General features: G+C 59.5%; 24 protein-coding genes and 5 pseudogenes. 16 read left to right on the top strand and 13 right to left on the bottom strand.

Going from position 1 to position 22,505, the window contains the following annotated elements; translation table 11 throughout:
- Positions 1 to 292 precede the first annotated feature (292 nt).
- The 4 pseudogenes from ABRP88_RS08745 to ABRP88_RS08730 all read right to left on the bottom strand — a co-directional run bounded on the left by ABRP88_RS08745 (position 293) and on the right by ABRP88_RS08730 (position 5,994).
- Positions 293 to 1,992, bottom strand: a pseudogene (locus ABRP88_RS08745) (ABC transporter family substrate-binding protein).
- 146 nt (positions 1,993 to 2,138) lie between these two features.
- Positions 2,139 to 4,021: pseudogene (locus ABRP88_RS08740) on the bottom strand (dipeptide ABC transporter ATP-binding protein).
- A pseudogene (locus tag ABRP88_RS08735) lies at positions 4,018 to 4,899 on the bottom strand (ABC transporter permease). The pseudogenes ABRP88_RS08740 and ABRP88_RS08735 overlap by 4 nt, the downstream one beginning before the upstream one ends.
- A 111-nt stretch (positions 4,900 to 5,010) precedes the next feature.
- A pseudogene (locus ABRP88_RS08730) lies at positions 5,011 to 5,994 on the bottom strand (ABC transporter permease).
- Between the two features lie 347 nt (positions 5,995 to 6,341).
- Between ABRP88_RS08730 and ABRP88_RS08725 the strand changes: the two are divergent.
- Positions 6,342 to 7,040, top strand: a complete 699-nt coding sequence (locus tag ABRP88_RS08725; protein WP_284784381.1) for a hypothetical protein — start codon at positions 6,342 to 6,344, stop codon at positions 7,038 to 7,040.
- Here ABRP88_RS08725 and amaP read toward each other — a convergent pair.
- From amaP to ABRP88_RS08695, 6 genes are read right to left on the bottom strand one after another with little or no spacing between them, the layout of a single operon-like run.
- A complete protein-coding gene (gene amaP / locus ABRP88_RS08720; RefSeq protein WP_284784383.1) occupies positions 7,029 to 7,604 on the bottom strand; it encodes an alkaline shock response membrane anchor protein AmaP in 576 nt (191 codons plus the stop codon). The two genes, ABRP88_RS08725 and amaP, sit on opposite strands and share 12 nt — an antisense overlap.
- Positions 7,597 to 8,163 (bottom strand): DUF6286 domain-containing protein, encoded by a 567-nt coding sequence (locus ABRP88_RS08715; RefSeq protein WP_284770914.1) that lies wholly within the window; start codon positions 8,161 to 8,163, stop codon positions 7,597 to 7,599. Before ABRP88_RS08715 ends, amaP begins: the two co-directional genes overlap by 8 nt.
- The gene (locus ABRP88_RS08710) at positions 8,156 to 9,286 is read right to left on the bottom strand and encodes an Asp23/Gls24 family envelope stress response protein (protein WP_284784385.1); all 1,131 of its coding nucleotides are present in this window, start codon (positions 9,284 to 9,286) and stop codon (positions 8,156 to 8,158) included. The genes ABRP88_RS08715 and ABRP88_RS08710 overlap by 8 nt, the downstream gene beginning before the upstream one ends.
- Positions 9,286 to 9,480, bottom strand: coding sequence for a hypothetical protein (locus tag ABRP88_RS08705; RefSeq protein WP_023025176.1), 195 nt, complete (start codon positions 9,478 to 9,480; stop codon positions 9,286 to 9,288). The genes ABRP88_RS08710 and ABRP88_RS08705 overlap by 1 nt, the downstream gene beginning before the upstream one ends.
- 2 nt (positions 9,481 to 9,482) lie before the next feature.
- Positions 9,483 to 9,830, bottom strand: coding sequence for a Rossmann-fold NAD(P)-binding domain-containing protein (locus tag ABRP88_RS08700; protein ID WP_284781929.1), 348 nt, complete (start codon positions 9,828 to 9,830; stop codon positions 9,483 to 9,485).
- A gap of 5 nt (positions 9,831 to 9,835) precedes the next feature.
- Entirely contained in the window at positions 9,836 to 10,315 is a 480-nt protein-coding gene (locus ABRP88_RS08695; protein ID WP_005276899.1) for an Asp23/Gls24 family envelope stress response protein, read from the bottom strand.
- 711 nt (positions 10,316 to 11,026) lie between these two features.
- Between ABRP88_RS08695 and rpsJ the strand changes: the two genes are divergently transcribed.
- From rpsJ to rpsQ, 11 genes are read left to right on the top strand one after another with little or no spacing between them, the layout of a single operon-like run.
- Positions 11,027 to 11,332, top strand: a complete 306-nt coding sequence (gene rpsJ, locus ABRP88_RS08690) for a 30S ribosomal protein S10 (protein ID WP_003848085.1) — start codon at positions 11,027 to 11,029, stop codon at positions 11,330 to 11,332.
- A gap of 23 nt (positions 11,333 to 11,355) precedes the next feature.
- A complete protein-coding gene (gene rplC, locus ABRP88_RS08685) occupies positions 11,356 to 12,012 on the top strand; it encodes a 50S ribosomal protein L3 (RefSeq protein ID WP_284781928.1) in 657 nt (218 codons plus the stop codon).
- Positions 12,009 to 12,662 (top strand): 50S ribosomal protein L4, encoded by a 654-nt coding sequence (gene rplD / locus ABRP88_RS08680; protein ID WP_239269115.1) that lies wholly within the window; start codon positions 12,009 to 12,011, stop codon positions 12,660 to 12,662. Before rplC ends, rplD begins: the two co-directional genes overlap by 4 nt.
- Positions 12,662 to 12,964, top strand: a complete 303-nt coding sequence (rplW, locus tag ABRP88_RS08675) for a 50S ribosomal protein L23 (protein WP_005276934.1) — start codon at positions 12,662 to 12,664, stop codon at positions 12,962 to 12,964. The genes rplD and rplW overlap by 1 nt, the downstream gene beginning before the upstream one ends.
- Before the next feature lie 35 nt (positions 12,965 to 12,999).
- Complete coding sequence (rplB, locus tag ABRP88_RS08670; RefSeq protein WP_005276935.1) at positions 13,000 to 13,836, top strand: 50S ribosomal protein L2; 837 nt, start codon at positions 13,000 to 13,002, stop codon at positions 13,834 to 13,836.
- Between the two features lie 13 nt (positions 13,837 to 13,849).
- A complete protein-coding gene (gene rpsS / locus ABRP88_RS08665; protein WP_005276936.1) occupies positions 13,850 to 14,128 on the top strand; it encodes a 30S ribosomal protein S19 in 279 nt (92 codons plus the stop codon).
- A 3-nt stretch (positions 14,129 to 14,131) separates the two neighbouring features.
- Positions 14,132 to 14,494 carry a 50S ribosomal protein L22 gene (gene rplV, locus ABRP88_RS08660; RefSeq protein ID WP_005276938.1) on the top strand — a complete coding sequence of 121 codons (363 nt, stop codon included), beginning with the start codon at positions 14,132 to 14,134 and terminating at the stop codon, positions 14,492 to 14,494.
- The gene (gene rpsC, locus ABRP88_RS08655; protein ID WP_005276941.1) at positions 14,494 to 15,240 is read left to right on the top strand and encodes a 30S ribosomal protein S3; all 747 of its coding nucleotides are present in this window, start codon (positions 14,494 to 14,496) and stop codon (positions 15,238 to 15,240) included. The genes rplV and rpsC overlap by 1 nt, the downstream gene beginning before the upstream one ends.
- 3 nt (positions 15,241 to 15,243) lie before the next feature.
- Positions 15,244 to 15,660 (top strand): 50S ribosomal protein L16, encoded by a 417-nt coding sequence (gene rplP, locus ABRP88_RS08650; protein ID WP_005276943.1) that lies wholly within the window; start codon positions 15,244 to 15,246, stop codon positions 15,658 to 15,660.
- Positions 15,660 to 15,890 (top strand): 50S ribosomal protein L29, encoded by a 231-nt coding sequence (rpmC, locus tag ABRP88_RS08645; protein WP_005276944.1) that lies wholly within the window; start codon positions 15,660 to 15,662, stop codon positions 15,888 to 15,890. Before rplP ends, rpmC begins: the two co-directional genes overlap by 1 nt.
- A 2-nt stretch (positions 15,891 to 15,892) precedes the next feature.
- Positions 15,893 to 16,201, top strand: coding sequence for a 30S ribosomal protein S17 (gene rpsQ, locus ABRP88_RS08640; RefSeq protein WP_349836967.1), 309 nt, complete (start codon positions 15,893 to 15,895; stop codon positions 16,199 to 16,201).
- A 71-nt stretch (positions 16,202 to 16,272) separates the two neighbouring features.
- Here rpsQ and ABRP88_RS08635 read toward each other — a convergent pair whose 3' ends face one another.
- Positions 16,273 to 17,067: a siderophore-interacting protein gene (locus ABRP88_RS08635; protein ID WP_349836966.1), complete on the bottom strand. Its 795-nt coding sequence runs from the start codon at positions 17,065 to 17,067 to the stop codon at positions 16,273 to 16,275.
- 128 nt (positions 17,068 to 17,195) lie between these two features.
- Here ABRP88_RS08635 and ABRP88_RS08630 point away from each other — a divergent pair.
- The 4 genes and pseudogenes from ABRP88_RS08630 to ABRP88_RS08615 all read left to right on the top strand — a co-directional run bounded on the left by ABRP88_RS08630 (position 17,196) and on the right by ABRP88_RS08615 (position 21,180).
- Positions 17,196 to 18,157, top strand: a pseudogene (locus ABRP88_RS08630) (ABC transporter substrate-binding protein).
- A gap of 75 nt (positions 18,158 to 18,232) precedes the next feature.
- Entirely contained in the window at positions 18,233 to 19,237 is a 1,005-nt protein-coding gene (locus ABRP88_RS08625; protein WP_349836965.1) for a FecCD family ABC transporter permease, read from the top strand.
- Entirely contained in the window at positions 19,234 to 20,268 is a 1,035-nt protein-coding gene (locus tag ABRP88_RS08620; RefSeq protein ID WP_349836964.1) for a FecCD family ABC transporter permease, read from the top strand. The genes ABRP88_RS08625 and ABRP88_RS08620 overlap by 4 nt, the downstream gene beginning before the upstream one ends.
- An 84-nt stretch (positions 20,269 to 20,352) precedes the next feature.
- Positions 20,353 to 21,180 (top strand): ABC transporter ATP-binding protein, encoded by an 828-nt coding sequence (locus ABRP88_RS08615; protein ID WP_349836963.1) that lies wholly within the window; start codon positions 20,353 to 20,355, stop codon positions 21,178 to 21,180.
- Positions 21,181 to 21,222: 42 nt separating this feature from the next.
- Here ABRP88_RS08615 and ABRP88_RS08610 read toward each other — a convergent pair whose 3' ends face one another.
- Complete coding sequence (locus tag ABRP88_RS08610) at positions 21,223 to 21,618, bottom strand: multidrug transporter (RefSeq protein ID WP_284897227.1); 396 nt, start codon at positions 21,616 to 21,618, stop codon at positions 21,223 to 21,225.
- Positions 21,615 to 22,499: a carbohydrate kinase family protein gene (locus tag ABRP88_RS08605; RefSeq protein WP_284897229.1), complete on the bottom strand. Its 885-nt coding sequence runs from the start codon at positions 22,497 to 22,499 to the stop codon at positions 21,615 to 21,617. The genes ABRP88_RS08610 and ABRP88_RS08605 overlap by 4 nt, the downstream gene beginning before the upstream one ends.
- Between the last annotated feature and the right edge of the window lie 6 nt (positions 22,500 to 22,505).

The following is a 22,505-nucleotide window of genomic DNA, read 5'->3' as shown; positions in this document are numbered from 1 at the left end:
GCTGCAAGCGCCATAGGCGCGGCCCGCCCCGAGATAGGAGTCGCAATGTGTTTGCTCTAGGGCATCCGTGTAGTAGCGAGTACGATAAGCTGCCGGACGGTCTGCGCTGACGGCTAATGGGCCGCCATCGCGAGCCTGTCTCGCTGCCCTCGCCTGGGCAGCGAGTTTGTTTCCATAAGTTGGGTCCTGTTGGGGGGTTGCAGGGTCCAAACACATCCAAACACAAAGGAAGGCCTGCCACACACCTGCAGGCAGGTAGTGGAAGGCCTTTACCTAGTGAGGGAAGTAGTTATTACTTCTCCCAGCCGATGTTTTCCTTAGGGATGACGGCGAATCCAGGGGCGCCCATGTTGGCGATGCCCTTCTTCAGACCGACCATCTGTGGGCCGTTGGCGTACGGAAGCAATCCGTATTCTGCGAAGGCTTCGGGCTCGAGCTCGTTGATGCGCTCGATCTGCTCATCGCGGGTCGGCAGCTTCTGCATCTCTTCAATCTTCTTATCGAATTCCTCGGTACCAGTGCCGGACATGTTGAGGGTGGAGTCGCTGGCGTAGGTCTGACCAAAGAATGCTGGGCCGAATGGGTCACTTGCGGCGATACCGGAGAAGAAGAGGTCAAAGTCGCGCTCGTTGCTGATCTTGGAGAAGTCAGAGCTTGGGCGCTCCTCAATCTTCAGCTCAATGCCAGCGTCCTTCAGCATCTTCTGGACGGCGGTAGCGGTGGACTTGGAGACCTCGTCATCGCCGATAAGAACGTAGCGCAGAGACAGCTTGTCGCCGTCCTTGGCGTAGTAGCCATCATCGCCCTCAGAGTAGCCGGCGTCCTCCAGCAGGCTCTTGGCCTCTTCAACGTCGTACTCGAGAACCTCAGAAAGGTTGTCCTTGTAGTCTTCCTGGGTTGGGTACAGGGTCAGGGAGCCAGGCATTTCCTCTTCATAGCCCAGGCCGTTGTAGCGGATCTCTGCGAGCTGGTCGCGGTCGATGGCTGCAAATACTGCGTGGCGAACATCCTTATCAGCTAGCTGTGGGGCCTTGGAATTCAAGGTGAACAGGACGTTGGCCGGGCGGGTGGCTGCGCGGACGTCGATGGAATCGCCCATGTCGGCGGCGATGGTGAGGTTGTTCTTGCTGCCCACGCCGGCGGCGTCGATTTCGCCAGCCTGGAAAGCGTTGATGGTTGCCTGGGACTCCATCGCGCGGTAGCTGACCTTGTCCAGCTTCGGCGCATCGCCCCACCACTTTTCGTTAGGCACGAAGGACACGGTGCCGGCGCGGAAGTCGGAGTTTTCCACCTTGAATGGGCCCGCGCCGTACTGTGGGTTGAGCTTGCCCAAGTATTCCTGGTCAAATTTCTCGGCGGTATCGATCGCTGGGTGCAGGATGTCGTTGAAAAGTCCCTGCCACCATGGGTATGGGCTCTCGAAGGTGACCACGGCTTCCTTGTCGCTTTCACCCTTCTCCATGGATTCGATTAGCTCGTAACCGTCGGTGGAATTGACCTGGACGTCCATGTCCTTGCCGTTGTTGAAGCGCCAGGTGTTCTCGAAAGCGGTCCAGTCAATGGGGGTGCCATCATTGAAGGTGGCGTCGTCGTTGATGTCATAGGTCACGACAGTCTTATCGCCCTCGGTGGACTCGTCTACTGAGTCCAGGTACGCGGGTTCGGGGTGTAGTTACCCTCGCCGTCATAAAGCGCCATTTGCGGGTTGTACCAGCCCCATACGGTGCTGGTATCGGTGGTCATATTGGCGTGGAAACGGTTCTGCTGCTCAGTCAGCTCGCCGAGGGCGAGGGTGAGCTCGCCGCCATCCTTGATCTCATCGCGTTCTTTTTCGTTGTAGTCACCGGTGGGCTTGACGTCGATTTCGAGACCGCCGACAGCCTTGTTGGAGGAGTCGCCACCGTCACCAGAACCCGAGCAGGCGGTGAGTGCGAGCGCGGTGGCGGAGAGGGTGGCAACCGTTGCTATGCGGAAGCGACCGAACTTTTTCATGGGGATTACTCCTTGCGTGAGATGAAGACGAAGTTGGCATAGACGGCCGAATAGGTAACCGTCTACTGCAACTATGTGAAGTAATTTACAATATTTATATTTGTGTCCGCAATCACTTTATGGAAAGAGTGCGGGGCTCGAGGGAGCTAGGCCCGGGACTTTTCCCTGTGTGCGCGGGCAACCTTGGGATCCGGATTCGGGATGGCATCCAGAAGCTTCTTGGTGTAGTCATCCTGCGGGTTATCGAAAATCTCATCCGTCGAGCCGGACTCGACGAACTTGCCCTTGTACATCACCGCAACGCGGTCCGAAAGGTGGCGCACAACGGAAAGGTCGTGGGCGACGAAGAGATAGGACAGGCCCAGCTTTCGCTTGAGGTCCTCGAGGAGGTTAATGACACCCGCTTGGATGGACACGTCCAAGGCGGAGACTGGCTCATCCAGCACAAGGTCCGAAGGGCGCGTGGCCAGGGCGCGTGCCAAGCCGATGCGCTGGCGCTGGCCGCCGGAGAAGTGGCTAGGGAAGCGGTCCAGCTGCGAGGAGTCGAGGCCGACCAGTCCCATGAGCTCGTTCACGCGGGCATCGACATCGCCATCAAAGCCCAGCGAGTTGAGCGGCTCCGCAATAACCTCCCGCACGGTCAGGCGAGGGTTGAGCGAGCTCATTGGGTCCTGGAAGACGATCTGGATGTCTTTGCGGGCCTCGCGGCGCTCGGACCCACTCATGCCATTGGCATCCTTGCCATTGAGGACAACGGCACCGTTTTCAGGGTCCAGATCCATGATCTCCAGCAACGTGGTGGTCTTACCACAGCCAGACTCGCCGACGATGGCCATGCACTCGCCTTCGCGGATATCGAAGGTGAGGCCGTCAACGGCCTTGACGGTGCCCACCTTGCGCTTAATCAAAGCGCCCTTGGTAAGCGGGAATTGCTTGCGCAGGTAGTTCACGGCGAGGGTGGTCTTGCGATCCGCGTGGGGAACGTCGGCCAAGATGTCATCGGCAAGCTGCGGCGGCTTGAACATCAGCTCGCCGTCGATCTTGCGGTCGTGGATCTCCGGCGCGCGGAGGCAAGCGCTGCGGTGGGATACGGATTCATCCTTGAGCGGAAGCAGCTTCGGCTCGCCGGACAGGCAAGCCTCCTGCGCAACTGGGCAGCGCGGGGCGAATTGGCAGCGATCCTTTAGGTTCACCAAGACCGGTGGGTTGCCCTCAATGGGGGTCAGAGGTTCCGAGGCCGAGGAATCGGGGCGCGGCGTGGAACCAAGTAGTCCTACGGTGTAGGGCATGCGGGGGTTAGAAAAATGGTATCGACATCGCCGTGTTCTACCGGTTGGCCGGCGTACATGACCATGACATCGTCAGCGGTTTCTGCCACCACGCCCATATCGTGGGTAATCATGATGGTGGCGGCGCCGGTTTCGCGCTGCGCCAGACGGATGACGTCCAGGATTTGCGCCTGGATGGTGACGTCCAGGGCCGTCGTCGGCTCATCGGCAATGAGCACGCGCGGGTTATTCGCAATCGCAATGGCGATGACCACGCGCTGGCGCATACCGCCGGAAAACTCGTGCGGGAACGACTTCAGGCGCAGGTGAGGCTCGGAGATGCCCACCAGATCTAAGAGCTCAGTGGCTTGCTTCAGGGCTTCTTTCTTGCCGATGTCCTGGTGGGCCTGAATGGCCTCTACCAGCTTCGAGCCAATATCGAAGACCGGGGTCAGCGCGGAGAGCGGATCCTGGAAGATCATGCCGATGCCATTGCCACGAATGCTCGACATTTCCTTATCAGAAAGCCCGAGGAGCTCGCGGTCATCGAATTTCACGGAGCCTTCTACCTTGGCGTATTCCGGCAGCAGGCCCATGATGGACATGGAAGTCACGGACTTACCGGAACCGGATTCGCCGACGATGCCCAGGGTGCGGCCGGGGTGCAAATCAAAGCTCACACCGCGCACCGCAGAGACGGTACCTGCTTCAGAAGGAAAGCTGACGCGTAAGTCATTGACGGACAAGATAGGCGAAGTCATAGTTTACCTCCGGAATTGGAGTTGGGATCGAGTGCGTCGCGCAGACCATCGCCAATAAATGTCATGGAGACGGTCAGCAGCGTCAAGGTAGCGGCGGGGAAGTAGAACTGCCATGGGGCGGATTGCAGGGAGGCGGTACCGCCCTGCAGCAAGGTACCGAGGGAGACATCGGGAAGCTTCACGCCCAAGCCCAGGAAGGACAGGGCGGTCTCAGAGCCCACGGTGCCCACCACGCCGAAGACGAACTGGATGATAAGCAGCGAACCAATATTGGGAATGACGTGGCGGATGATGGTGCGCACCTTGGATACGCCCATGTAGCTTGCGGCGCGGACTTAGTCCTGCTCGCGGACGGTAAGGGCCAAGGACCAAATCACACGGGCCTGATACATCCAGCCGAAGGCGATAAGGACGACCATCAAAAGCTTCCAGTCACCGCCGGAGTCTGCCACCACGAGGGCGATGAGCAGGAAGGTTGGGATGGAAAGCAGGAAGTGGATAACCGCGAGGACGGCCTTTTCTGCAAATCCGCCCCACAGGGCTGCGGCGCAGCCGACGAAGGCTGAAATGACCAGCGTGGCGAAGGACACCACGATTGCAATGGTCAGGGACCTGCCCAGGCCGTGGATGGTTTGGGCATAGAGGTCATTGCCGGAATCGTTGGTACCAAACCAATGCTCGGGGCTCGGTGGCTCAGATAGGGCGAGGGAGTCCGGTTCCGTGTAGACCCACTGGGCAAAGAAATTGCCAAAAAGGGCGGCAAAGGTGAGAAAGCCCAGGATGATGACGCCAACGGTGGCTAGCTTGTTGCGGAAGAAGCGGCGAATATACAGCTTGTACCGGGAAGTACCGCAGGGGACCTCCGGCAGCGTGGCCATGCGCTCGGCTTCCTCATTGCTTAAAGGATCCTCGGAGACGACCTCGGTGCGCGTAGAAACCTCGCCGCGGGGCTGTTTCTTGGACATCTTTGGTTCTTTGGGATTTGTCATTTAGCTCACCCTTACTCGTGGATCCAAGGCGACAACAACGAGGTCTGCCAGAACGGCGGACACGGCCGTCATCGCGGCGCCGAATGCCGCTACGGCTACCGCGCCATTGATGTCGTTCTTACTGATGGTCTGGATGAAGTACTGGCCCATACCGTTCCAGCCGAAGATGCGCTCCGTCATCACGGCACCGGTGAAAATGCCGGGTACGGAGAATGCGACGGAGGTGGCCACCGGGATGATGGAGGTGCGCAGCGCGTGCTTGCGGATGGCCTGCTGGCGGGTAAGTCCCTTTGCACGTGCGGTGCGGACATAATCCGCATCGAGGTTATCGAGCAATAGCGTGCGCTGGGTCATGTGGTAGCTGGCGTAGCTGATGATCACCAGGGAAATCGTGGGCAGGACGAGGTGCTGTGCGGAATCTAGGAGCTTGGGGGAAGAATCCCTCGACCCCTAGGGACTTGGAACCGACGACGTAGAAGATCTTTTTGCCGGTCAGATCGTTGATTTCCAGCGCGGCCCACACGACGGCGATGGAAGCAACAACCACGTGGGTATTCATCGCAATGATGGAAATTCCCTGCCACACGCGGTCACCGGTCTTGTACTGGCGGGAGGCGGTGTATACACCAACCGCTACACCAATAACGATGGACAGGATGGTCGCAAGCAAGAGTAGCTGCGCGGACACCCAAATGCGGTAGCTGATCTCCTCGTTCACCATCTCACCGACCGGAGACTGACCCCAATCCCACTTCGTGATGATATTGGTCAGCCAGGTCCACCAGCGCTCCAAAAGTGGGGTTTCTGGGCTGAGGTTGTAGGGCTCGAGGAGGTTATTGATTTCCTCATCTGAAAGTGGTGGACGGCGCTCGGTGTAGTTCGAACGCGGGTCCAAAAACGAGGCTGCCAAGAAATAAGCCAAGTTAGTGGCTAAAAGATCATGAGTAACCAGCCCAAGATCTTTTTGATCAAATACTTTGTCATGGGGAAATTCTCCGTGCGCGGTTAAGCAGGAAACAGTGCGAATAAATATGAAGCCAACGATGCAGTCGTTGTATGTGACCAATCTAATAATATATAAGCAAGGGCACAATTCACATAGCCCCGTGATGTACATCGCCAATCAACCAATAGGTATTTTTTCAGTGTAGACACTTAGGGTGCTAAAAAGAAAAATGGGATTCAGCTGCAGATTTAAAAACCTAAATTGTTCAACAGTTATAAGAAACGATTAACTGAAAATAAGTGACAACGGGGGTAACCAATCAGCCCGAGTGGGGTGATCCTCCGCGGCTGTATTAGGGCGGAAGGGCTCGGTAGGCTAGTTGCTTATGGAAGATCCCACTCGCATTGACCCGACCTTGGCAGCGCTGCGCAAGGCGTGGGAGGGGCAACCCGATTTGAGCCTGCCTACGCTTTTTGCCTTATTGGCCAACCGGGGCATCGGCTGGGGCGTGAGCGACGCGGAGTTGGTCGCTGAACTGGAGCGGCAGGCCGAAGTTCATCCGCCGTTATTGCCCCTTGAGGATGGTCGCGTGGGCACAAGTGAGTGGCTCGTGCTTAGCGATGCCCCCGCCTGCCGCATCACCGCCGATGCCTCCCGCATCATTGTTCGCCGCGCGAATACACAGCCGGTGGTGTGGGCATATAGTGCGATTAGGCCAACAGGGCCTGGCCGGCCCTTCGTGGTTACGGATACTGAGGGCTTTGAACACCGCCTTGGAATCGTCTCCAGTATCATGCGGCTGTCTGAACAGCTACCAGAACTCAGCGGTCTTAAACGCTACGAGTTGGGAGACTTTGTCTATGTTCTTCGATTCGAGGACGAGATTGCAGTTCTAGACCACGGATTGCATCTCTTTCATAAGGAAAATCGGCGGGTGGTGGCCCACGATTATGCGTGGAAAAGGATAGAAAAATGCCGCCCTGGCGAGGAGCTGGAAGTACTCCTCGAGGGCGGCGATTATGCGCGGCTCGGTAAGGTGGTTGAGGTCCTTGCTGCAGAGACCCCAAACCCCTTATTCAGCTAAATCCTTCATCGGCTTAACCTTGGTGAAGTGCAGCTTATAGCTGGTATCCAGGTCAGCATTCGGGAATGCCTCACGGAAGTCGCGTTCATTAGTTTCCACAGCGTTGGTCAAGCGCTCCAGCGGCGTATCTGGGTTAGCAACCACCGTGTACTGCAGCGTTGGGCGGGCGCGGTCGTACGCAACCAAGCGGTCCACGCGTTCCACACCATCTCGCGAGTCCAGATCCTTGGCCACCGCGGTGGCGATGGCGTTCATGGATGCAGAGATTGCGCCTTGTTCATTGGAGGCTGCGGAGTCCACATTATTAAACCGGCGGTGACGCAGGTTCACGACGATGAGCCACAAGCCAATGATGAGCAGCAGGGCAGAGGCGCCAGCCAAGGCCCAGACCCACCAGCTATTATCGCCCAAGGTGCGCCACGTATCGTGGTCTACCCACTCGGCCAAGTACTCAGCAAATTTCACATTGAAGTTAATGAGGATCGGCCATACGCCTAGCGCGATGAGGATAATTCCAAGCAAGCCGAGGAGGATGCGGTCAAAGGTAGCAAGCTTTTTAGACATGATTATCCATCTCCGGAATCTTCTCTACGGCTACGGTGACCTTTGGTGGGTCTGCAAGGACCTCTAAAGCGCTGTTGACAGCCTTTTCCACGCGCCCAGGCAAATCGGAGTCTTGCTCATCGCCATTGACGGTGACCTTCGCGCTCTTGGTATCAGCCGAAGTCTGCGCGGAAGCGACTCCCGGAACACGGCGTGCTGCAGCAGAGCTCAATCGTGCGACATCAACTGGCCGCATCCACATGGAAGCGGACTCAGAAGTGATCTGAGTGTGGGTATTGCGACGGGTCTTTACCGCAGCGAATACAAAGATGAGACCAACCACGATGGAACCCACGCCCGCCCAGATCATCCACGTCTCTAATTGCTCGGTGGCAATAAGATCGAGGACCGGCTGGACCCACGATTGGGCATTAGCGTCCGCGCCGACAAGCCAGGTTTCGCGTACCCCCACAACGCCAATGACAAGCAGCACAAAACCCAGGATTACGGTCCACGTGCGAACTGCAGGAGACGCCTTGGGCTGCTGCCCGAAATGCTCAGGCAAATTCATTTCAGCCATTATTGCCTCCTTGCTCGTGGTACGGGGTAATGGAAATGGCACGCAGCGGCTCAGGCCGTGGTGCATAGACGTGCAACGGGCGCTGGCTAGCTGGCGATACCTTGATGCGCTTTAGCGGTTCTTGGCGCGGGGCCTGAACCTTGCGCAGTGACGCGGGTCTAGCGGTTCGCACGCGCTGCTCGCTACGGGAATTATCGATCTCGATCTTGCGCAATGGCTGCGGGCGCGGCGGCTGCACCTTACGCAGGGGAGCCGGGCGGGCAACGCGAACGCGCTTTTTCTGTTCAGTATTGTCGATCTCGATTTTGCGCAAAGGCTGCGGACGGGGGACAGAGACCTTTGCCTTTTTGACAAAGGGGCGTACCTGTCCGCTCGGAAGCAACCTGCCAGGGCGCGGAGCGCGAACGCTGCGTACGTGCTCTGGGCGCGGTTCGACGATACGACGCAGTTCGTGATCTTCTGGAGCGCTAATTTCTAGCAGCTGATGGTCCGGAAGGTCAGCGGAAATGCTGCGCACCGGTGCCTCCCGCGGCGTATCGACGGAGCGCACTGGCGTGTCACCAGAGGGCGCCGATACTCCGCGAACCGCAACTTCCTTTCCAGAAGAAATTTCGCGGATTTCCGCTTCTTGCGGGGTGTCGACATTGCGGACTGCGGCTTCTTCCGGAGTCTCGATGCTTCGCACTTCGACCGAGTCCTGAGTAACAGGCTGGGTCACGGTAGAAGGTGTGACCTCAGGGGTAAAAGCTGAAGCGGCAGGACGCTGCGCAAGCTGTTCTGCGGTAACGCGAGTACCCGGAATCGATTCACCGACGGTGACATTAACGCGGGTGGTGGAATAGCCGGTATGGGCAGCAATAGCCTCTGAAATGGCGGCACGCGTACTTTCCGCGACTGCGGTAACCGGAGATGGCCACACCACAGCGATGGTCGCGCTCACGGCGGCGACCTCACGCTCTGGGTCCATCTGTACCGAAACCCGTGGATAACCGCGTCCGCCAATGCCAGCAAGCTTGGCATCTAAATCTTTTGTGCCAGGCACGCTAGCAATTGCGGCGGTCACGATTCGTTCCATGGTCCGCAGCGAGAAACGCGTGTGGCCCTGAGTGGAACCTTCTGACATTAGCCTTGGCCTTTCTCCTTGCCAATGAGGCCATTCCACACGGCGCTGAGGTCGATGCGGCCATCAAAGTGGGAACCCAAGAGGCCACCGACGGCAGCAAGCAGCACGGCGAGCAGCGTCCAACCCCAACCTAAGTACAAAAAGAAGGCAAGTAGCAGGCCGATAACAATGCCCAATGTGGTGTAATTTTTCATATCTAATCCTTCGAGGGAGCAGCGGATAAGCCATCTACGGCGTCAGAAAACTCAACGTCGACGCGTTCTAGCTCCGTACATGCCTTGCGGGCTGCCGAGCGGACTTCTTCCGCTAGGCGGTACAGATCAGGCTGCGCACTGATATCAACACGGACGTTGATTTGCAGGTGGCGATCGTCGCGGGGATCGGGCCGGCGCATGCCGGTAACCCTTTCGCCCGGGAAGAGTAGGCTCACCGAGCCGTAGGATCCGCCGTCAAGGCCCGCGACACCGTTGAGCTTTTGCACCGCTTCCGCAATTGCGTGAGCGTGGCTTACCTCGAGCTCAAATTGTGCTCGGGGTTCAGGCATTGTTCTTATGCCTGGCCCTGGTTCAGTGCAGCCTGCTCTTCAGACTCGGAGTCTTCCTTCGGCAGCTTGACGTTGTGAACAACAACGTCAACGCGCTCTACGGTCAGGCCGGTCATGCGCTCGACAGCGTTCATGATGTTGCGGCGGATTGCCTCAGCCAGCTCGTGGATAGCAACACCGTACTCAGCGGTGATGGCAATCTCGATCTTTGCGGAGCCGTTTTCTACCTCTACGTCAACACCCTGGCGTACGTCCTCGGATGCGCCGAAGGACTCGCGGATGGTGCCCATCATGCGAGCGCCGCCGCCACCAAGGGAGTCAACGCCGGAAACTTCGCGGGCTGCAATGCCAGCGATCTTGGAAACAACGACGTCATCAATGGTGGTGGTGCCGTACTGAGTCTCCAGGTTGTTGTTTACCTCGCGCTCTTCAGAAGCGGCAACGTTGTTCTCAGAGTGCTTTGCAGGAGTGTTGTTCTCAGACATGGTCTTTAAGGCCTTTCCTTAAATATTGACTTGCATGGTCGCAATATGAAATTGACGGATCAAGAACCAGCGGTTCAAAATCCTTCCTTGAGCGTACCTACCGGCTAACCATACGTGGGGTCTGGGACAACAATATTTACCAAAACGTGATTATTGGCACTATTGCCGGGATGGTTTGAAAAACACCAGCCCACCGTGCTTAAATACTTAGGTTGCTTTAACAGGGCAGCGCGAACCGGTAACGGACCGTCTTGAACACGGTGCATATCGGCGAGACGTTGAGCTGGTAAAGCGAACATGACACCTTCGTTGTCACCGTGTCTCAGGATTTTCCTGAAACACAGACTGGAAGGTCATCCGATCGGGCTAGGTCCGCGCTGGAGCAGAGACACCCCGAGACGATGGACCGGAGAAGGGGCATGGCAAATAAACAGCGGCAGTTAGCGAATAGGACACTCTCCACGTGTAATGCGTGAAAACCGTCCTCTTCACAATACTTTGACTACGGGTCTTGTACCCCGTCAGGAGTACTGCAGACTGGCATTTGCCATGTGCTGTATCTCTTGGTTGTCATGACAGTCAGACCACTGGCGTTGTGTCAGGCCCCAGGCCCGGACAACGTTATAGAGAAATCGAGAAGCAATTTCCCACCGCTTCACGCCCCGGAAACGCCGGGAATGTGAAAGTGGGGAAGCGAGGAAGAGGATAAGCGTGGCGGGACAAAAGATCCGCATTCGGCTGAAGGCCTATGACCACGAGGCAATCGACGCTTCTGCAAAGAAGATCGTCGAGACCGTTACCCGTACGGGTGCTCGTGTAGTTGGCCCAGTGCCGCTCCCAACCGAGAAGAACGTGTACGCAGTTATTCGTTCTCCGCACAAGTACAAGGACTCTCGCGAGCACTTCGAGATGCGCACGCACAAGCGCCTGATCGATATTCTCGACCCGACCCCGAAGACCGTTGATGCTTTGATGCGCATCGATCTTCCGGCAAGCGTCGACGTGAACATCCAGTAAGCGACTTTGGTGGAGAACTAATAATGAGTGAAAACGAGATCAAGGGCATTCTGGGCAAGAAGCTCGGCATGACCCAGGTCTTCGACGATGACAACCGCGTTGTTCCGGTTACCGTCGTTGAAGCAGGGCCATGCGTTGTCACCCAGATTCGCACCCCCGAAACCGATGGCTACAGTGCCATCCAAATCGCCTTTGGCGAGATTGACCCACGCAAGGCAAACAAGCCTGAGGGTGGTCACTTCAAGAAGGCTGGCGTAACCCCGCGTCGTCACGTTGCGGAAATCCGCATGGACGACACCTCCGCATACGAGGTTGGCCAAGAGGTCAAGGTAGACATCTTCGAAGACATCACCTTCGTTGACGTCACCGGCCAGACCAAGGGCCACGGCTACGCTGGTGCTATGAAGCGCCACGGCTTCCAGGGTCAGGGCGCAGCTCACGGTAACCAGGCCGCTCACCGCCGTGTTGGTGGTATCGGTGGCGCTGCTACCCCGGGCCGCGTCTTCAAGGGCAAGCGCATGGCTGGCCGCATGGGCCACGACCGCGTGACGACCCAAAACCTGAAGATTCAGAAAGTCGATGTCGAGTCCAACCTGCTGCTCATCAAGGGTGCTATCCCTGGTGCGCGCGGTGGCCTCGTCACCGTTAAGACCGCAGTGAAGGGCGGTGCACACGCATGAGCAACCTCAAGCTAGACGTCCACACCTCCGAAGGTAAGACCAATGGCTCCGTGGACCTGCCGGCTGAAATCTTTGACACCGAGGCATCCGTTGCTTTGATGCACCAGGTTGTCAACGCACAGCTTGCTGCTGCTCGTCAGGGCACCCACGCCACCAAGACCCGCGGCGCTGTCCGCGGTGGTGGTCGCAAGCCTTTCCGCCAGAAGGGCACCGGTCGTGCGCGCCAGGGTTCCATCCGTGCGCCGCACTACACCGGCGGTGGCACCGTCCACGGCCCGCAGCCACGTAGCTACGCACAGCGCACCCCTAAGAAGATGATCAAGGCTGCTCTCTTCGGTGCGTTGTCTGACCGTGCTCGCAACGAGCGCATCCATGTCATCGAAGAGTTGGTTCCAGGCCAGAAGCCGTCCACCAAGGCGGCCAAGGCTTTCCTCGAGTCCCTGACCGAGCGCGACAACGTGCTGCTGGTTATCGGCCGCGAGGACATCAACGCCCGTCGTAGCGCTAATAACCTGCCGAACGTTCAGATCTTGGACGCCGGTCAGCTCAACACCTACGACGTTCTCTACTCCGATGACGTTGTGTTCTCCGTTGAGGCGCTACACACCTTCATCACTCGCGCTACCGGCGCGGATAAGGAGGAGAACTAATGGCTAAGATTTCTAACCCGCGCGATGTCATCATCGCCCCGGTTGTATCTGAGAAGTCCTACGGTCTGATGGAGCAGAACGTCTACACGTTCTTCGTCTCCCCAGACTCCAACAAGTCCCAGATTAAAGATGCCGTCGAGCAGATCTTTGACGTGAAGGTCGACTCCGTGAATACCGTAAACCGTGCAGGTAAGCGCAAGCGCACCCGCACCGGTTTCGGTCAGCGTAAGTCCACCAAGCGCGCATACGTGACGCTCCGTGAAGGCAGCGACTCCATCGACGTCTTCGGCGCAGGCGCTTAAGCGCCACCGGAGAGCCGAAAGGAAAAGGAAGAATTATGGCTATTCGTAAGTACAAGCCGACAACTCCGGGTCGCCGCGCATCCTCCGTGTCTGAGTTCGACGAGATCACTCGCTCGACTCCGGAGAAGTCCCTGCTGCGCCCGCTGAGCAAAACCGGTGGTCGTAATAACTACGGCCGCATCACCACCCGCCACATCGGCGGTGGCCACAAGCGCCGTTACCGTCTGATCGACTTCCGTCGTAACGACAAAGACGGCATTCCGGCAAAGGTCGCTCACATCGAGTACGACCCAAACCGCACCGCAAACATTGCATTGCTGCACTACGTAGATGGCGAGAAGCGCTACATCATCGCGCCGAAGGGCCTGAAGCAGGGTGCTGTTGTCGAGTCCGGCCCGAACGCAGATATCAAGGTGGGCAACAACCTGCCGCTGCGCAACATCCCGACCGGTTCGACCATCCACGCTGTTGAGCTCAAGCCGGGCGCTGGCGCTAAGCTGGCTCGCTCTGCTGGTGCTTCCATCCAGCTGCTGGGTAAGGAAGGCAAGTACGCCGTTCTGCGTATGCCGTCTTCTGAAATCCGCCGCGTGGACATCCGTTGCCGCGCAACGGTTGGTGAAGTTGGCAACGCCGAGCAGATGAACATCCGCTGGGGCAAGGCCGGCCGCATGCGTTGGAAGGGCGTTCGCCCGACCGTCCGTGGTGTCGTTATGAACCCGGTTGACCACCCACACGGTGGTGGTGAGGGTAAGACCTCCGGTGGTCGCCACCCAGTGTCCCCATGGGGTCACAAGGAGGGTCGCACCCGCAACCCGAACCGTTACTCCAACAACATGATCGTGCGCCGTCGTCGCCCGAACAAGAAGCGCTAAGAGGAGGTAAACAATGCCACGCAGCCTTAAGAAAGGCCCGTTCGTCGATGAGCACCTCCTCAACAAGGTGGATGCTCAAAACGATGCAGGCACCAAGCAGGTCATCAAGACCTGGTCTCGCCGCTCGACCATTCTCCCCGATTTCATCGGACACACCTTCGCCGTCCACGACGGCCGCAAGCATGTGCCGGTCTTCATCGAGGACTCCATGGTCGGCCACAAGTTGGGCGAGTTTGCACCAACCAAGACCTTTAAGGGTCACGTCAAGGATGACAAGAAGGGACGTCGATAAGCGATGAGTGAGACCATCACCTCCGCATCCGCCACGGCCCGCTACGTCCGCGTTACCCCGATGAAGGCACGTCGTGTGCTCGATCTGGTCCGCGGCAAGTCCGTAAGCGAAGCTTTGGCAATCCTGAAGTACGCACCGCAGGGTGCTTCCAAGCCAGTTGCAAAGGTCGTTGCTTCCGCAGCCGCTAACGCTGAGAACAACTTCGGCCTCGACCCACGCACCCTGGTCATCTCCGAGGCATACGCCAACGAGGGCCCGACCATGCGTCGTTTCCAGCCGCGTGCACAGGGTCGTGCATTCATGATTCGTAAGCGCACCAGCCACATCACCGTGGTTGTCGAAAGCCAGCAGGAAGGGGCCAAGTAATGGGCCAGAAGATCCATCCTCACGGCCTACGTTTGGGCATCACTTCCGACTGGAAGACCCACTGGTTCGCGGATAAGGACTACGCGAACTACGTAGCCGAAGACATCAAGATTCGTAACTACCTCAACAAGGGCCTCGAGCGCGCCGGCATCGCCGACATCGTTATCGAGCGCACCCGTGACCGCGTCCGCGTGGACATTCACACCGCCCGTCCGGGCATCGTGATTGGCCGCCGCGGTGCTGAGGCTGACCGCATCCGCCGCGAGCTGGAAAAGCTCACCGGCAAGATGGTTGCCCTCAACATCCTCGAGGTCAAGCAGGTAGACGCAAACGCAACCCTGGTTGCTCACTCCATCGCGGAGCAGCTGGTTAACCGCGTCGCATTCCGTCGTGCAATGCGCAAGGCTATCCAGTCCGCTATGCGCCAGCCACAGGTTAAGGGCATCAAGATTCTGCTGTCCGGCCGCCTGGGCGGTGCAGAAATGTCCCGCGTCGAGCGCTACCACGAGGGCCGCGTTCCGCTGCACACTCTTCGCGCCGAGATCGACTACGGCACCGCAGAGGCCCACACCACCTTCGGCCGCATCGGCATCAAGGTGTGGATCTACAAGGGTGACGTCGTCGGTGGCGTACGCGAGTCCGAACTGAACGCTCCGGCACAGGGCCGTGGCCGTGGTGACCGCAATGGTCGCTCCCGCCGCGGTGGCCAGCGCCGCCAGCGTGCACAGCAGAAGCAGGAGGGCTAATCCATGCTGATTCCTAAGCGTGTTAAGTACCGCCGTCAGCACCGCCCGAGCCGTCGTGGCGTGTCCAAGGGCGGAAACCGCATTAACTTCGGCGATTACGCAATCCAGGCACTGGAGCCTGCGTACATCACCAACCGTCAGATTGAGGCCGCACGTATTGCCATCAACCGCCACGTTAAGCGTGGTGGCAAGGTGTGGATCAACATCTTCCCGGACCGTCCGTTGACCCAAAAGCCGCTCGGTGTTCGTATGGGTTCCGGTAAGGGCCCGGTTGAGAAGTGGGTGGCTAACGTGAAGCCTGGCCGCGTACTTTTCGAGATGAGCTACCCAACTGAGGCTGTTGCAATTGAGGCTCTGCGCCGCGCTGGCCAGAAGCTTCCTTGCAAGGTCCGCATCATCAAGAAGGAGGACCAGTTCTAATGGCAACCGGTACCCCCGCCCACGAGTTCCGTGAGCTCGACAACGCAGAGCTGGAAACCCGTCTAAAGGATGCGAAGGAAGAACTGTTCAACCTTCGTTTCCAGAAGGCCACCGGCCAGCTGACCAACAACCGCCGCATCGGCACGGTTAAGCGCGACATTGCCCGCATCTACACCGTTCTGCGCGAGCGCGAGCTGGGCCTGTCTGTCGCTCCGGGAGCTGAGGCTTAATCATGAGTGAGGCTAACGTGACTGAATCCAAGAAGGGACCAACTCCGAAGAAGGAGAAGGTCAAGGGTGCTCCTAAGGTCCGCACCGGCTACGTCGTCTCGGACAAGATGTCCAAGACCATCGTCGTCGAGTTGGAAGACCGCAAGCAGCACGCTCTGTACGGCAAGATCATGCGCTCTAACAAGAAGGTTAAGGCGCACGATGAGGAAGAAACCGCAGGCGCAGGCGATCTCGTACGTATCGCTGAGACCCGCCCGCTGTCCAAGGACAAGCACTTCCGTCTCGTAAAGATCATCGAGAAGGCTAAGTAAACCCTAGCCAGCGCAGCCCCTGTACCGGACCATTTGGTTCGATACAGGGGCTTTTCGCTGTTTCAGAGTTTTTAAGGCCGGGCTCTTCCATAGAACCAGTAGGGCACCCACGTGACGTCGTCTGAAGAAAGGCTCCAGTCTTTCACCGCGAGGCCCCGAACCTTCTTCGCCAAGTCCCCTTCGCCGGAGACCCACACGTACCCCGGTATCGCCTCACCGGCATAATCTGCCTTCAGCGCGGCAACAACAGATTCCGCTTCCTGGTGCGGCTCGGCGTGAAGGACGCTCAGACTGCGCACGCTCGTTTTCCACCTGGCCGCGAGCCCAGGTTCTATCTCGTCATCGCTAGTTACCACGGCCATAACGTCGGTACGGGCGAGCATCGCCGGGTCACGGCCTTCTTGGTAGGCAAGGATATGTCGCAGGGCCGGCAGTGCGGAGGCATCGGCGACCAATAGTTGTGGTGCTTCGGTTGGCTGCCACAGCTCGTTGCAGGTAAAGAACCCCGCTGTATCGCCGGGCTGCGCGCTCCGAATCCATCGCGACCCGGGCCCGGAATCGCCGTGGGTCACCACGTCGACATCGACTGTGGCGTCCTCAGGGTGGAGCGCGCGAATGGTGTACCAGCGCAGATCGGGCCTAGTTTCTTCGCCTATAGCGGCAACGGCTGCCCGGATATTGACCCCGTCGACGGGGAAGGGTGAGAATTCTTGCCCGGCTTGCGGCATGACGAGGCCAAAGAATTCATCAGGGCCGGCGAGCTGATACGTCCGGAAGGCCTCGGCGTGAAACGTCAAACGGTGCAGGCGCGGGCGGATCTGTTTATTGGCGGCCAAGGTAACGGGAATCAGTTGGTGTTCAGGCATCGGCGACGATTGTAGGGAAGAGTTCATGCACCCAACATACTCCTGCAAAGCTAAGCCTTGCCTAAGCACTGGGCCGGCGTCTAAGATGAGCAACGTTATTTTCCTCCTTGATTGAAAGGGCTAGCCTCATGAAGATTTTTGGGCGCCGCACCATGGGTGTTGTGGCACTGCTGTCCGCCGGAGCCGTCGCATTAGCCGGTTGCTCGCGCGGTGAGGGCGATGAGAGCACGCAGTCCACCGATGCAGCCAGCGAGGAGCGGGTGGCTAGCCTGGGCTTGGGTGATGCCGATACGCTGCTCGCCCTGGGTATTACTCCCGTGACGGTGGGGCCGTGGGGCGCTGAGGGCGATGGCGATCCTTCCGGCGTTGGCCCGTGGGCAAAGAAGCTTCTGGGCGATGCAAAGCCGGAGGTCATCTACAACACCGCAACTACAACACCGCAACGGGCTTTACCGCGGAGACCTTTGAGCAGATCACCGCTGCAGACCCCACCAAGATCATTGCGGTGAACCAGGCAGTGGATGCGCGCACCAAGGAATCCTTGGAAGAGATCGCGCCAACCACCGTCAAGCCGGATGGGTATGAAGACTGGCAGGTTCCCTGGGAAGACCAGGTAGAGGCCATAGCGGACGCCGTAGACAAGGAAGATGAAGGCGATAAGCTTATCGCTGATACCGAGAAGGCTTTCGAGGAATTCCGCCGCGAGCACACCGAATTGCAGGGCAAGTCCGCGGCCATCGTCATGCCTTATGACGGCAAGATTGGCCTGTACACCGATGAGGACGGGCGCGGACAGTTCATCGAGGATCTAGGCATGGAGATCCCGGATGAGCTGCAGGGCGATGGCAGCAGCTTCTTCGTTGACATTGCCCCGGAAAACTACGCGAAGCTCAACCAGGTTGATCACCTCTTCGTCCTGGACTACAACGGCTCCGCGGATGTCTTGAAGAAGGATAAGACCTTCCAGGGCCTGGATATTGTCAAGGATGGGCGTGTGCGCTACCTGGACACGGATACCGGCAACGCCATGAGCATGCCGAACCCAGTGACCATTCCGTGGGCAATGGATAAGTTTGAAGAGAAGCTGTAATTGTCAGGAACCACGCAAGGCGGCCAGAAAATCCAGACGGGGTCCACAACGGAAAGCCACACAGCCACACCGGTGATGACGCGGGGAAAGGGTCGCAAGACGTTCCTCGTTGCCCTCATCCTCGCCAGCCTCGTGCTGGCGGTGGCGTCCTTGGCACTAGGCTCTCGTTCGATTCCGCCCGATGAGGTCATCGCCGCGCTACGCGGAGCGGGGGAGCAGGATATCCGCGATATCGTGTGGAACCTGCGCATGCCGCGCACCTTCTTGGCCTATTTCGCCGGCGCGGCCCTTGCCGTCGCCGGTGTCTTGGCGCAATCGTGGACCAGGAACCCGCTAGCGGACCCCGGATTTATCGGTATTACCGCAGGCGCGTCGTTCTTCGTTGCCCTAGGCACGGCCATTGGCATTGCTACCACCACCGGCATGCGCACCTCCCTCGCGCTTGTCGGCGCGGGCATTACCACGCTGCTGGTCCTGGCCGTCTCCCGGCGGTTTCAGGATCCGCTAACGCTCATTCTGGTCGGCGCTGGCGTCTCCGCCGCTCTGGGATCGGGAGCGGTGATCATCGGCCTGTATTCCACGGACGTCCTCGATAGCATGCGGCGCTGGACCATCGGCTCGACCTTTGGGCGCGGCCCAGAAGACGTCACCATCGCGGGCATAGGCCTGCTCATTGGCCTAGCGTGCGCGGCGATGGCGGCCAGGCCGCTTGACCTTTTGGCCATGGGGGAGGAGTCCTCGCTCGCCTTGGGTGGATCCCCTACCACCGCGCGGGTGGGCGCGGCGCTGAGCGTCGTGGTACTAGCCGGCAGCGCAACGGCGGCAACGGGTCCCATCGCCTTCGTTGGCTTCGCCATTCCCCACATCGTGCGGCGGGTGGTCGGCCCCAGCGTTGCCACGATGATCCTGCCCTCCGCGCTCCTGGGCAGTTGCGCCGTGCTTGCCGCCGACATCATCGGCCGCCTCATTGTGGGTAACTCGGAGCTAGAGATGTCCATCGTTCTTGCCATCGTGGGCGCGCCTTTCCTCATTTGGGGCGCTCACCGCGGCGTGGGCAGAGCGTGGGGCGATAACGCATGACAACAATAAGCAGTACCCTGCAAGCGCAGCAGCGTCGCAGGCACGTCCGCGTGCTCGCATCGACGCTGGTATTCGGCCTTATCGCCTTTGGCGCCTACCTGGTGTTGCTGGGGCAAGGGCCTTTGGAGTTGAGCCCGCGGCAGGTCCTCGATGTGCTCACCGGTGGCGGCAGCGAGAGCCACATCAGGGTGGTGTGGGACTTACGCCTGCCTGTTGCCATCGCCACCGTCATCGTGGGGGCCGCCCTTGGCGTGGCCGGCTCATGGACGCAGACCATGGCCCGCAACCCACTGGCATCACCGGATATCTTGGGCGTGACCGGCGGCGCATCGGTCCTGGTAGTGCTGGGCACCGTGCATTCGCGCCCCGGTTTCGCAGACGGCATCCCGGACTTCTGGTGGCGGGCATGCTTGGCGATGATCGGAGCCCTCCTCGTCGTCATCCTCCTCGCCGTCCTGGGTGGCATCGGCACGAGCAACCGCATCGTCATCGTCGGCATCGCCTTATCGCTGATGTTTCAGGCCGTCGTTGCGTATTTGATGCGCAGCGCGCAGATCCAGCGCGCGGCCGAGGCGCAAACGTGGCTGGCGGGCTCGACCGGGTTCGTGCGCATGGAGGTCATCGTGCCCTTACTCGTGGCATTAGCGCCGTTTCTCGCCATAGGCATCTGGTGTGCGCGGGAGCTGCCGCTGCTCGCCCACGATGATTCTTCTGCGACCACCCTAGGCGTGAATATCTCCCGCCAGCGCGCCCTGCTGCTCATTGCTGCTACCGGGATCTGCGCGGTGGTGGTCTCGGTGGTGGGGCCCATTGGGTTTATCGCGCTGCTGGCGCCGCACCTGGCGCGGATGGTGGCACGCACGCCCACGGCATCACCGGTGGCATCGGCAGCCGCGGGCGCGGCGCTGCTGACCGTGTGCGCCGTTATCGCCGGTGCGATTCCGGTCAACGCCCCGGTGGGTGCGGTCTCCTCGGTCATCGGCGGCAGCGCCCTGGTGGTATTGGTGTGGAATGCGGCCCGGCACAGCTAAATGCCGAGCCGCTGCGCAGCGATGACCGGACAAATAAGCCAACCACAAACTCCTACACAGTCGTACGTGGATGAAGGAAAAGATATGACGGATAATCAGCCCACGCGCTCGAAGCGCCGGTGCAACCTCCAGGCCACCGGCATCCATGCGGGATATAAGGACGGCGAGGATATCCTCGCCGGCGTCGATCTGCATGCACGCGCCGGTGAGGTCACCACGCTCATCGGGCCCAATGGCTGCGGCAAGTCCACGCTGCTCAAGACGCTGTCTAAAATCCTGGCCCCGCGGCAGGGCAGCGTTATGGTCGGGGACGCCGACCTGCATGCGATGAACGCGAAGGAAGCCGCGCAGCAGGTGGCGCTGCTGCCACAGCACCCCGTGGCCCCCGATGGATTGCGGGTAGGCGAGTTGGTCGCGCGCGGGCGCCACCCCTATCAGGGCAGGATGCGCGGCCTTTCTCCTACGGACCGAGAAATCATCGCCCAGGCCTGCGAAGCCACGGAGATTGTGGACTTCCTCGATCGTGATATCGCCTCCCTATCGGGTGGGCAGCGCCAGCGCGTCTGGCTAGCGCTAGCGTTGGCGCAAGATACGCCGGTGCTGCTTCTCGATGAACCCACGACCTTCCTCGACCCCGCCCACGCCATGAGCATGCTGGAGCTGGCTCGAACACAGGCGCGCGCCGGCAAAACGGTGGTTGTGGTCCTGCACGATCTCATGCTCGCGGGCCACTACTCCGATTCCATGGTGGTGATGAAGGCTGGCGATATCATTGCGCGCGGCGCACCTAAGCAAGCGCTGGCCCCCAAGGTCTTGGCGCAGGCCTATGGCATCGAGGCGGAGGCCTGGGACGATCCGCTTGGTGATGCCCCTATTATCGTCCCTCGCCGCGTCCTCCCCAGCGACAAGTAAGCGCTCCCCCGCTAAGCGCGGGGAGCGTGTTGCTCAGATCGGCTACTGCCGCGCCAACCGGCGGATATCCAAAACCGAAATCGCGATGATGAAGAGGTTGAGCACGCAGCCGACGCTGAGGAGGAAATTGCCAATGCGGTAGGTGCCCGTGCCTACTTCCGCCATATTGCCGTAGATGTAGATCCAGATTCCCCAGCCCACCAGCAGCACGATGCCGGCGATTCCGGAGAGCAGCTTGAGACTGCGTGGGGAAGCGGGAGCGAAGAACTTAAAGGCGGCATCGATAAGCGCGGCCGCTGCCAGGGCGATGCTTAATCCACCCGAGAGCCACAGCGGGAGCAGGGCTGCGGTGCCGACGACAACGGGGAGGATGAAGGCGAGGAATGCTAAGAGGAATAACCCCAGGTGTATCCACATCGTGCGCTTGGTGTAGCTCATAGGGCAGACTCTACTTCCTTGCGGAGTGGGGGATTGGCGCCGGTGCGGGAGACGGTGATGCCGGCCGCGGTGGCGGCGAAGTGGAGGATATCGCGCCACTGTTCGGCGCTTAGTGCTGCGGCCTTGTCCGCATCGAGGTCGCGTTCATCCAGTTGCGCCAACAGGGCGGCCATGATGGTGTCGCCGGCGCCGATGGTATCGGTGACCTCTACCGCGGCTGCGGGAACGTCGAGGGAAGTATCCCCAGCCCTGACGCTAATTCCATCGCCGCCGCGGGTGGTGACCACGATGGGGACCTGGGAGGTGAAGTCCTCGCCTAAAAAGTCCACCTCTTCATCCGATAGCTTCAGCACAGAGACGTGTGGCAGCAAATCCGCCAAGAATTTCTTATGCGCGGCGGTGGCATAAAAGGGCCGGATATTGGGATCAAGGGCGACGAGCGTTCCCTGTGCGGCGAAGTCCTTGAGCAGCTGCGCGTAGCGGGAAGCACCCGGCTCCAAGGCCAAGGAAACGGTGCCGAAGCAAGCGATATCTGCAGGAACTAGTTTGGGTTCAACGAAGCGATCCGCAGTGCCTTCCACATAAAAGTTATAGGAGGCCGTGCCATTATCCGCGATGCTGGTCACCGCCAGGGTGGTCGGTTCCTCGCCGCGTTGCACGTGGGCGGTTACGACACCTTCTTCCTCAAGGCGGCGGAATAATTCCTGGCCAAACCCATCGGTAGAAATCCGCGATTGGAACTCCACGTCCGCGCCCAGGCGTGCCGCGGCGATGGCCACGTTGAAGGGGCCGCCGCCCAGCGCCGGGGTGAGGTCATTCAAGCGGCCAGGGGATACCGGAACCAAGTCCACGAGGCCTTCGCCGCACACATGAATAGTCATAGTTCC

This window comes from Corynebacterium sp. KPL2734, assembly GCF_040225595.1.
Classification (GTDB): Bacteria; Actinomycetota; Actinomycetes; order Mycobacteriales; family Mycobacteriaceae; genus Corynebacterium; species Corynebacterium rhinophilum.
The sequence above is the reverse complement of the archived record's forward strand: the minus strand, read 5'-3'. Positions and strand labels throughout refer to the sequence as shown.

Coding starts and splice junctions, on each gene's coding strand:
- ABRP88_RS08725 (WP_284784381.1), top strand. CDS start 6,342: ATGGAAGATCCCACTCGCATTGACCCGACCTTGGCAGCGCTGCGCAAG.
- amaP (WP_284784383.1), bottom strand. CDS start 7,604: ATGTCTAAAAAGCTTGCTACCTTTGACCGCATCCTCCTCGGCTTGCTT.
- ABRP88_RS08715 (WP_284770914.1), bottom strand. CDS start 8,163: ATGGCTGAAATGAATTTGCCTGAGCATTTCGGGCAGCAGCCCAAGGCG.
- ABRP88_RS08710 (WP_284784385.1), bottom strand. CDS start 9,286: ATGTCAGAAGGTTCCACTCAGGGCCACACGCGTTTCTCGCTGCGGACC.
- ABRP88_RS08705 (WP_023025176.1), bottom strand. CDS start 9,480: ATGAAAAATTACACCACATTGGGCATTGTTATCGGCCTGCTACTTGCC.
- ABRP88_RS08700 (WP_284781929.1), bottom strand. CDS start 9,830: ATGCCTGAACCCCGAGCACAATTTGAGCTCGAGGTAAGCCACGCTCAC.
- ABRP88_RS08695 (WP_005276899.1), bottom strand. CDS start 10,315: ATGTCTGAGAACAACACTCCTGCAAAGCACTCTGAGAACAACGTTGCC.
- rplC (WP_284781928.1), top strand. CDS start 11,356: ATGAGTGAAAACGAGATCAAGGGCATTCTGGGCAAGAAGCTCGGCATG.
- rplD (WP_239269115.1), top strand. CDS start 12,009: ATGAGCAACCTCAAGCTAGACGTCCACACCTCCGAAGGTAAGACCAAT.
- rplW (WP_005276934.1), top strand. CDS start 12,662: ATGGCTAAGATTTCTAACCCGCGCGATGTCATCATCGCCCCGGTTGTA.
- rplB (WP_005276935.1), top strand. CDS start 13,000: ATGGCTATTCGTAAGTACAAGCCGACAACTCCGGGTCGCCGCGCATCC.
- rpsS (WP_005276936.1), top strand. CDS start 13,850: ATGCCACGCAGCCTTAAGAAAGGCCCGTTCGTCGATGAGCACCTCCTC.
- rplV (WP_005276938.1), top strand. CDS start 14,132: ATGAGTGAGACCATCACCTCCGCATCCGCCACGGCCCGCTACGTCCGC.
- rpsC (WP_005276941.1), top strand. CDS start 14,494: ATGGGCCAGAAGATCCATCCTCACGGCCTACGTTTGGGCATCACTTCC.
- rplP (WP_005276943.1), top strand. CDS start 15,244: ATGCTGATTCCTAAGCGTGTTAAGTACCGCCGTCAGCACCGCCCGAGC.
- rpmC (WP_005276944.1), top strand. CDS start 15,660: ATGGCAACCGGTACCCCCGCCCACGAGTTCCGTGAGCTCGACAACGCA.
- rpsQ (WP_349836967.1), top strand. CDS start 15,893: ATGAGTGAGGCTAACGTGACTGAATCCAAGAAGGGACCAACTCCGAAG.
- ABRP88_RS08635 (WP_349836966.1), bottom strand. CDS start 17,067: ATGCCTGAACACCAACTGATTCCCGTTACCTTGGCCGCCAATAAACAG.
- ABRP88_RS08625 (WP_349836965.1), top strand. CDS start 18,233: ATGACGCGGGGAAAGGGTCGCAAGACGTTCCTCGTTGCCCTCATCCTC.
- ABRP88_RS08620 (WP_349836964.1), top strand. CDS start 19,234: ATGACAACAATAAGCAGTACCCTGCAAGCGCAGCAGCGTCGCAGGCAC.
- ABRP88_RS08615 (WP_349836963.1), top strand. CDS start 20,353: ATGACGGATAATCAGCCCACGCGCTCGAAGCGCCGGTGCAACCTCCAG.
- ABRP88_RS08610 (WP_284897227.1), bottom strand. CDS start 21,618: ATGAGCTACACCAAGCGCACGATGTGGATACACCTGGGGTTATTCCTC.
- ABRP88_RS08605 (WP_284897229.1), bottom strand. CDS start 22,499: ATGACTATTCATGTGTGCGGCGAAGGCCTCGTGGACTTGGTTCCGGTA.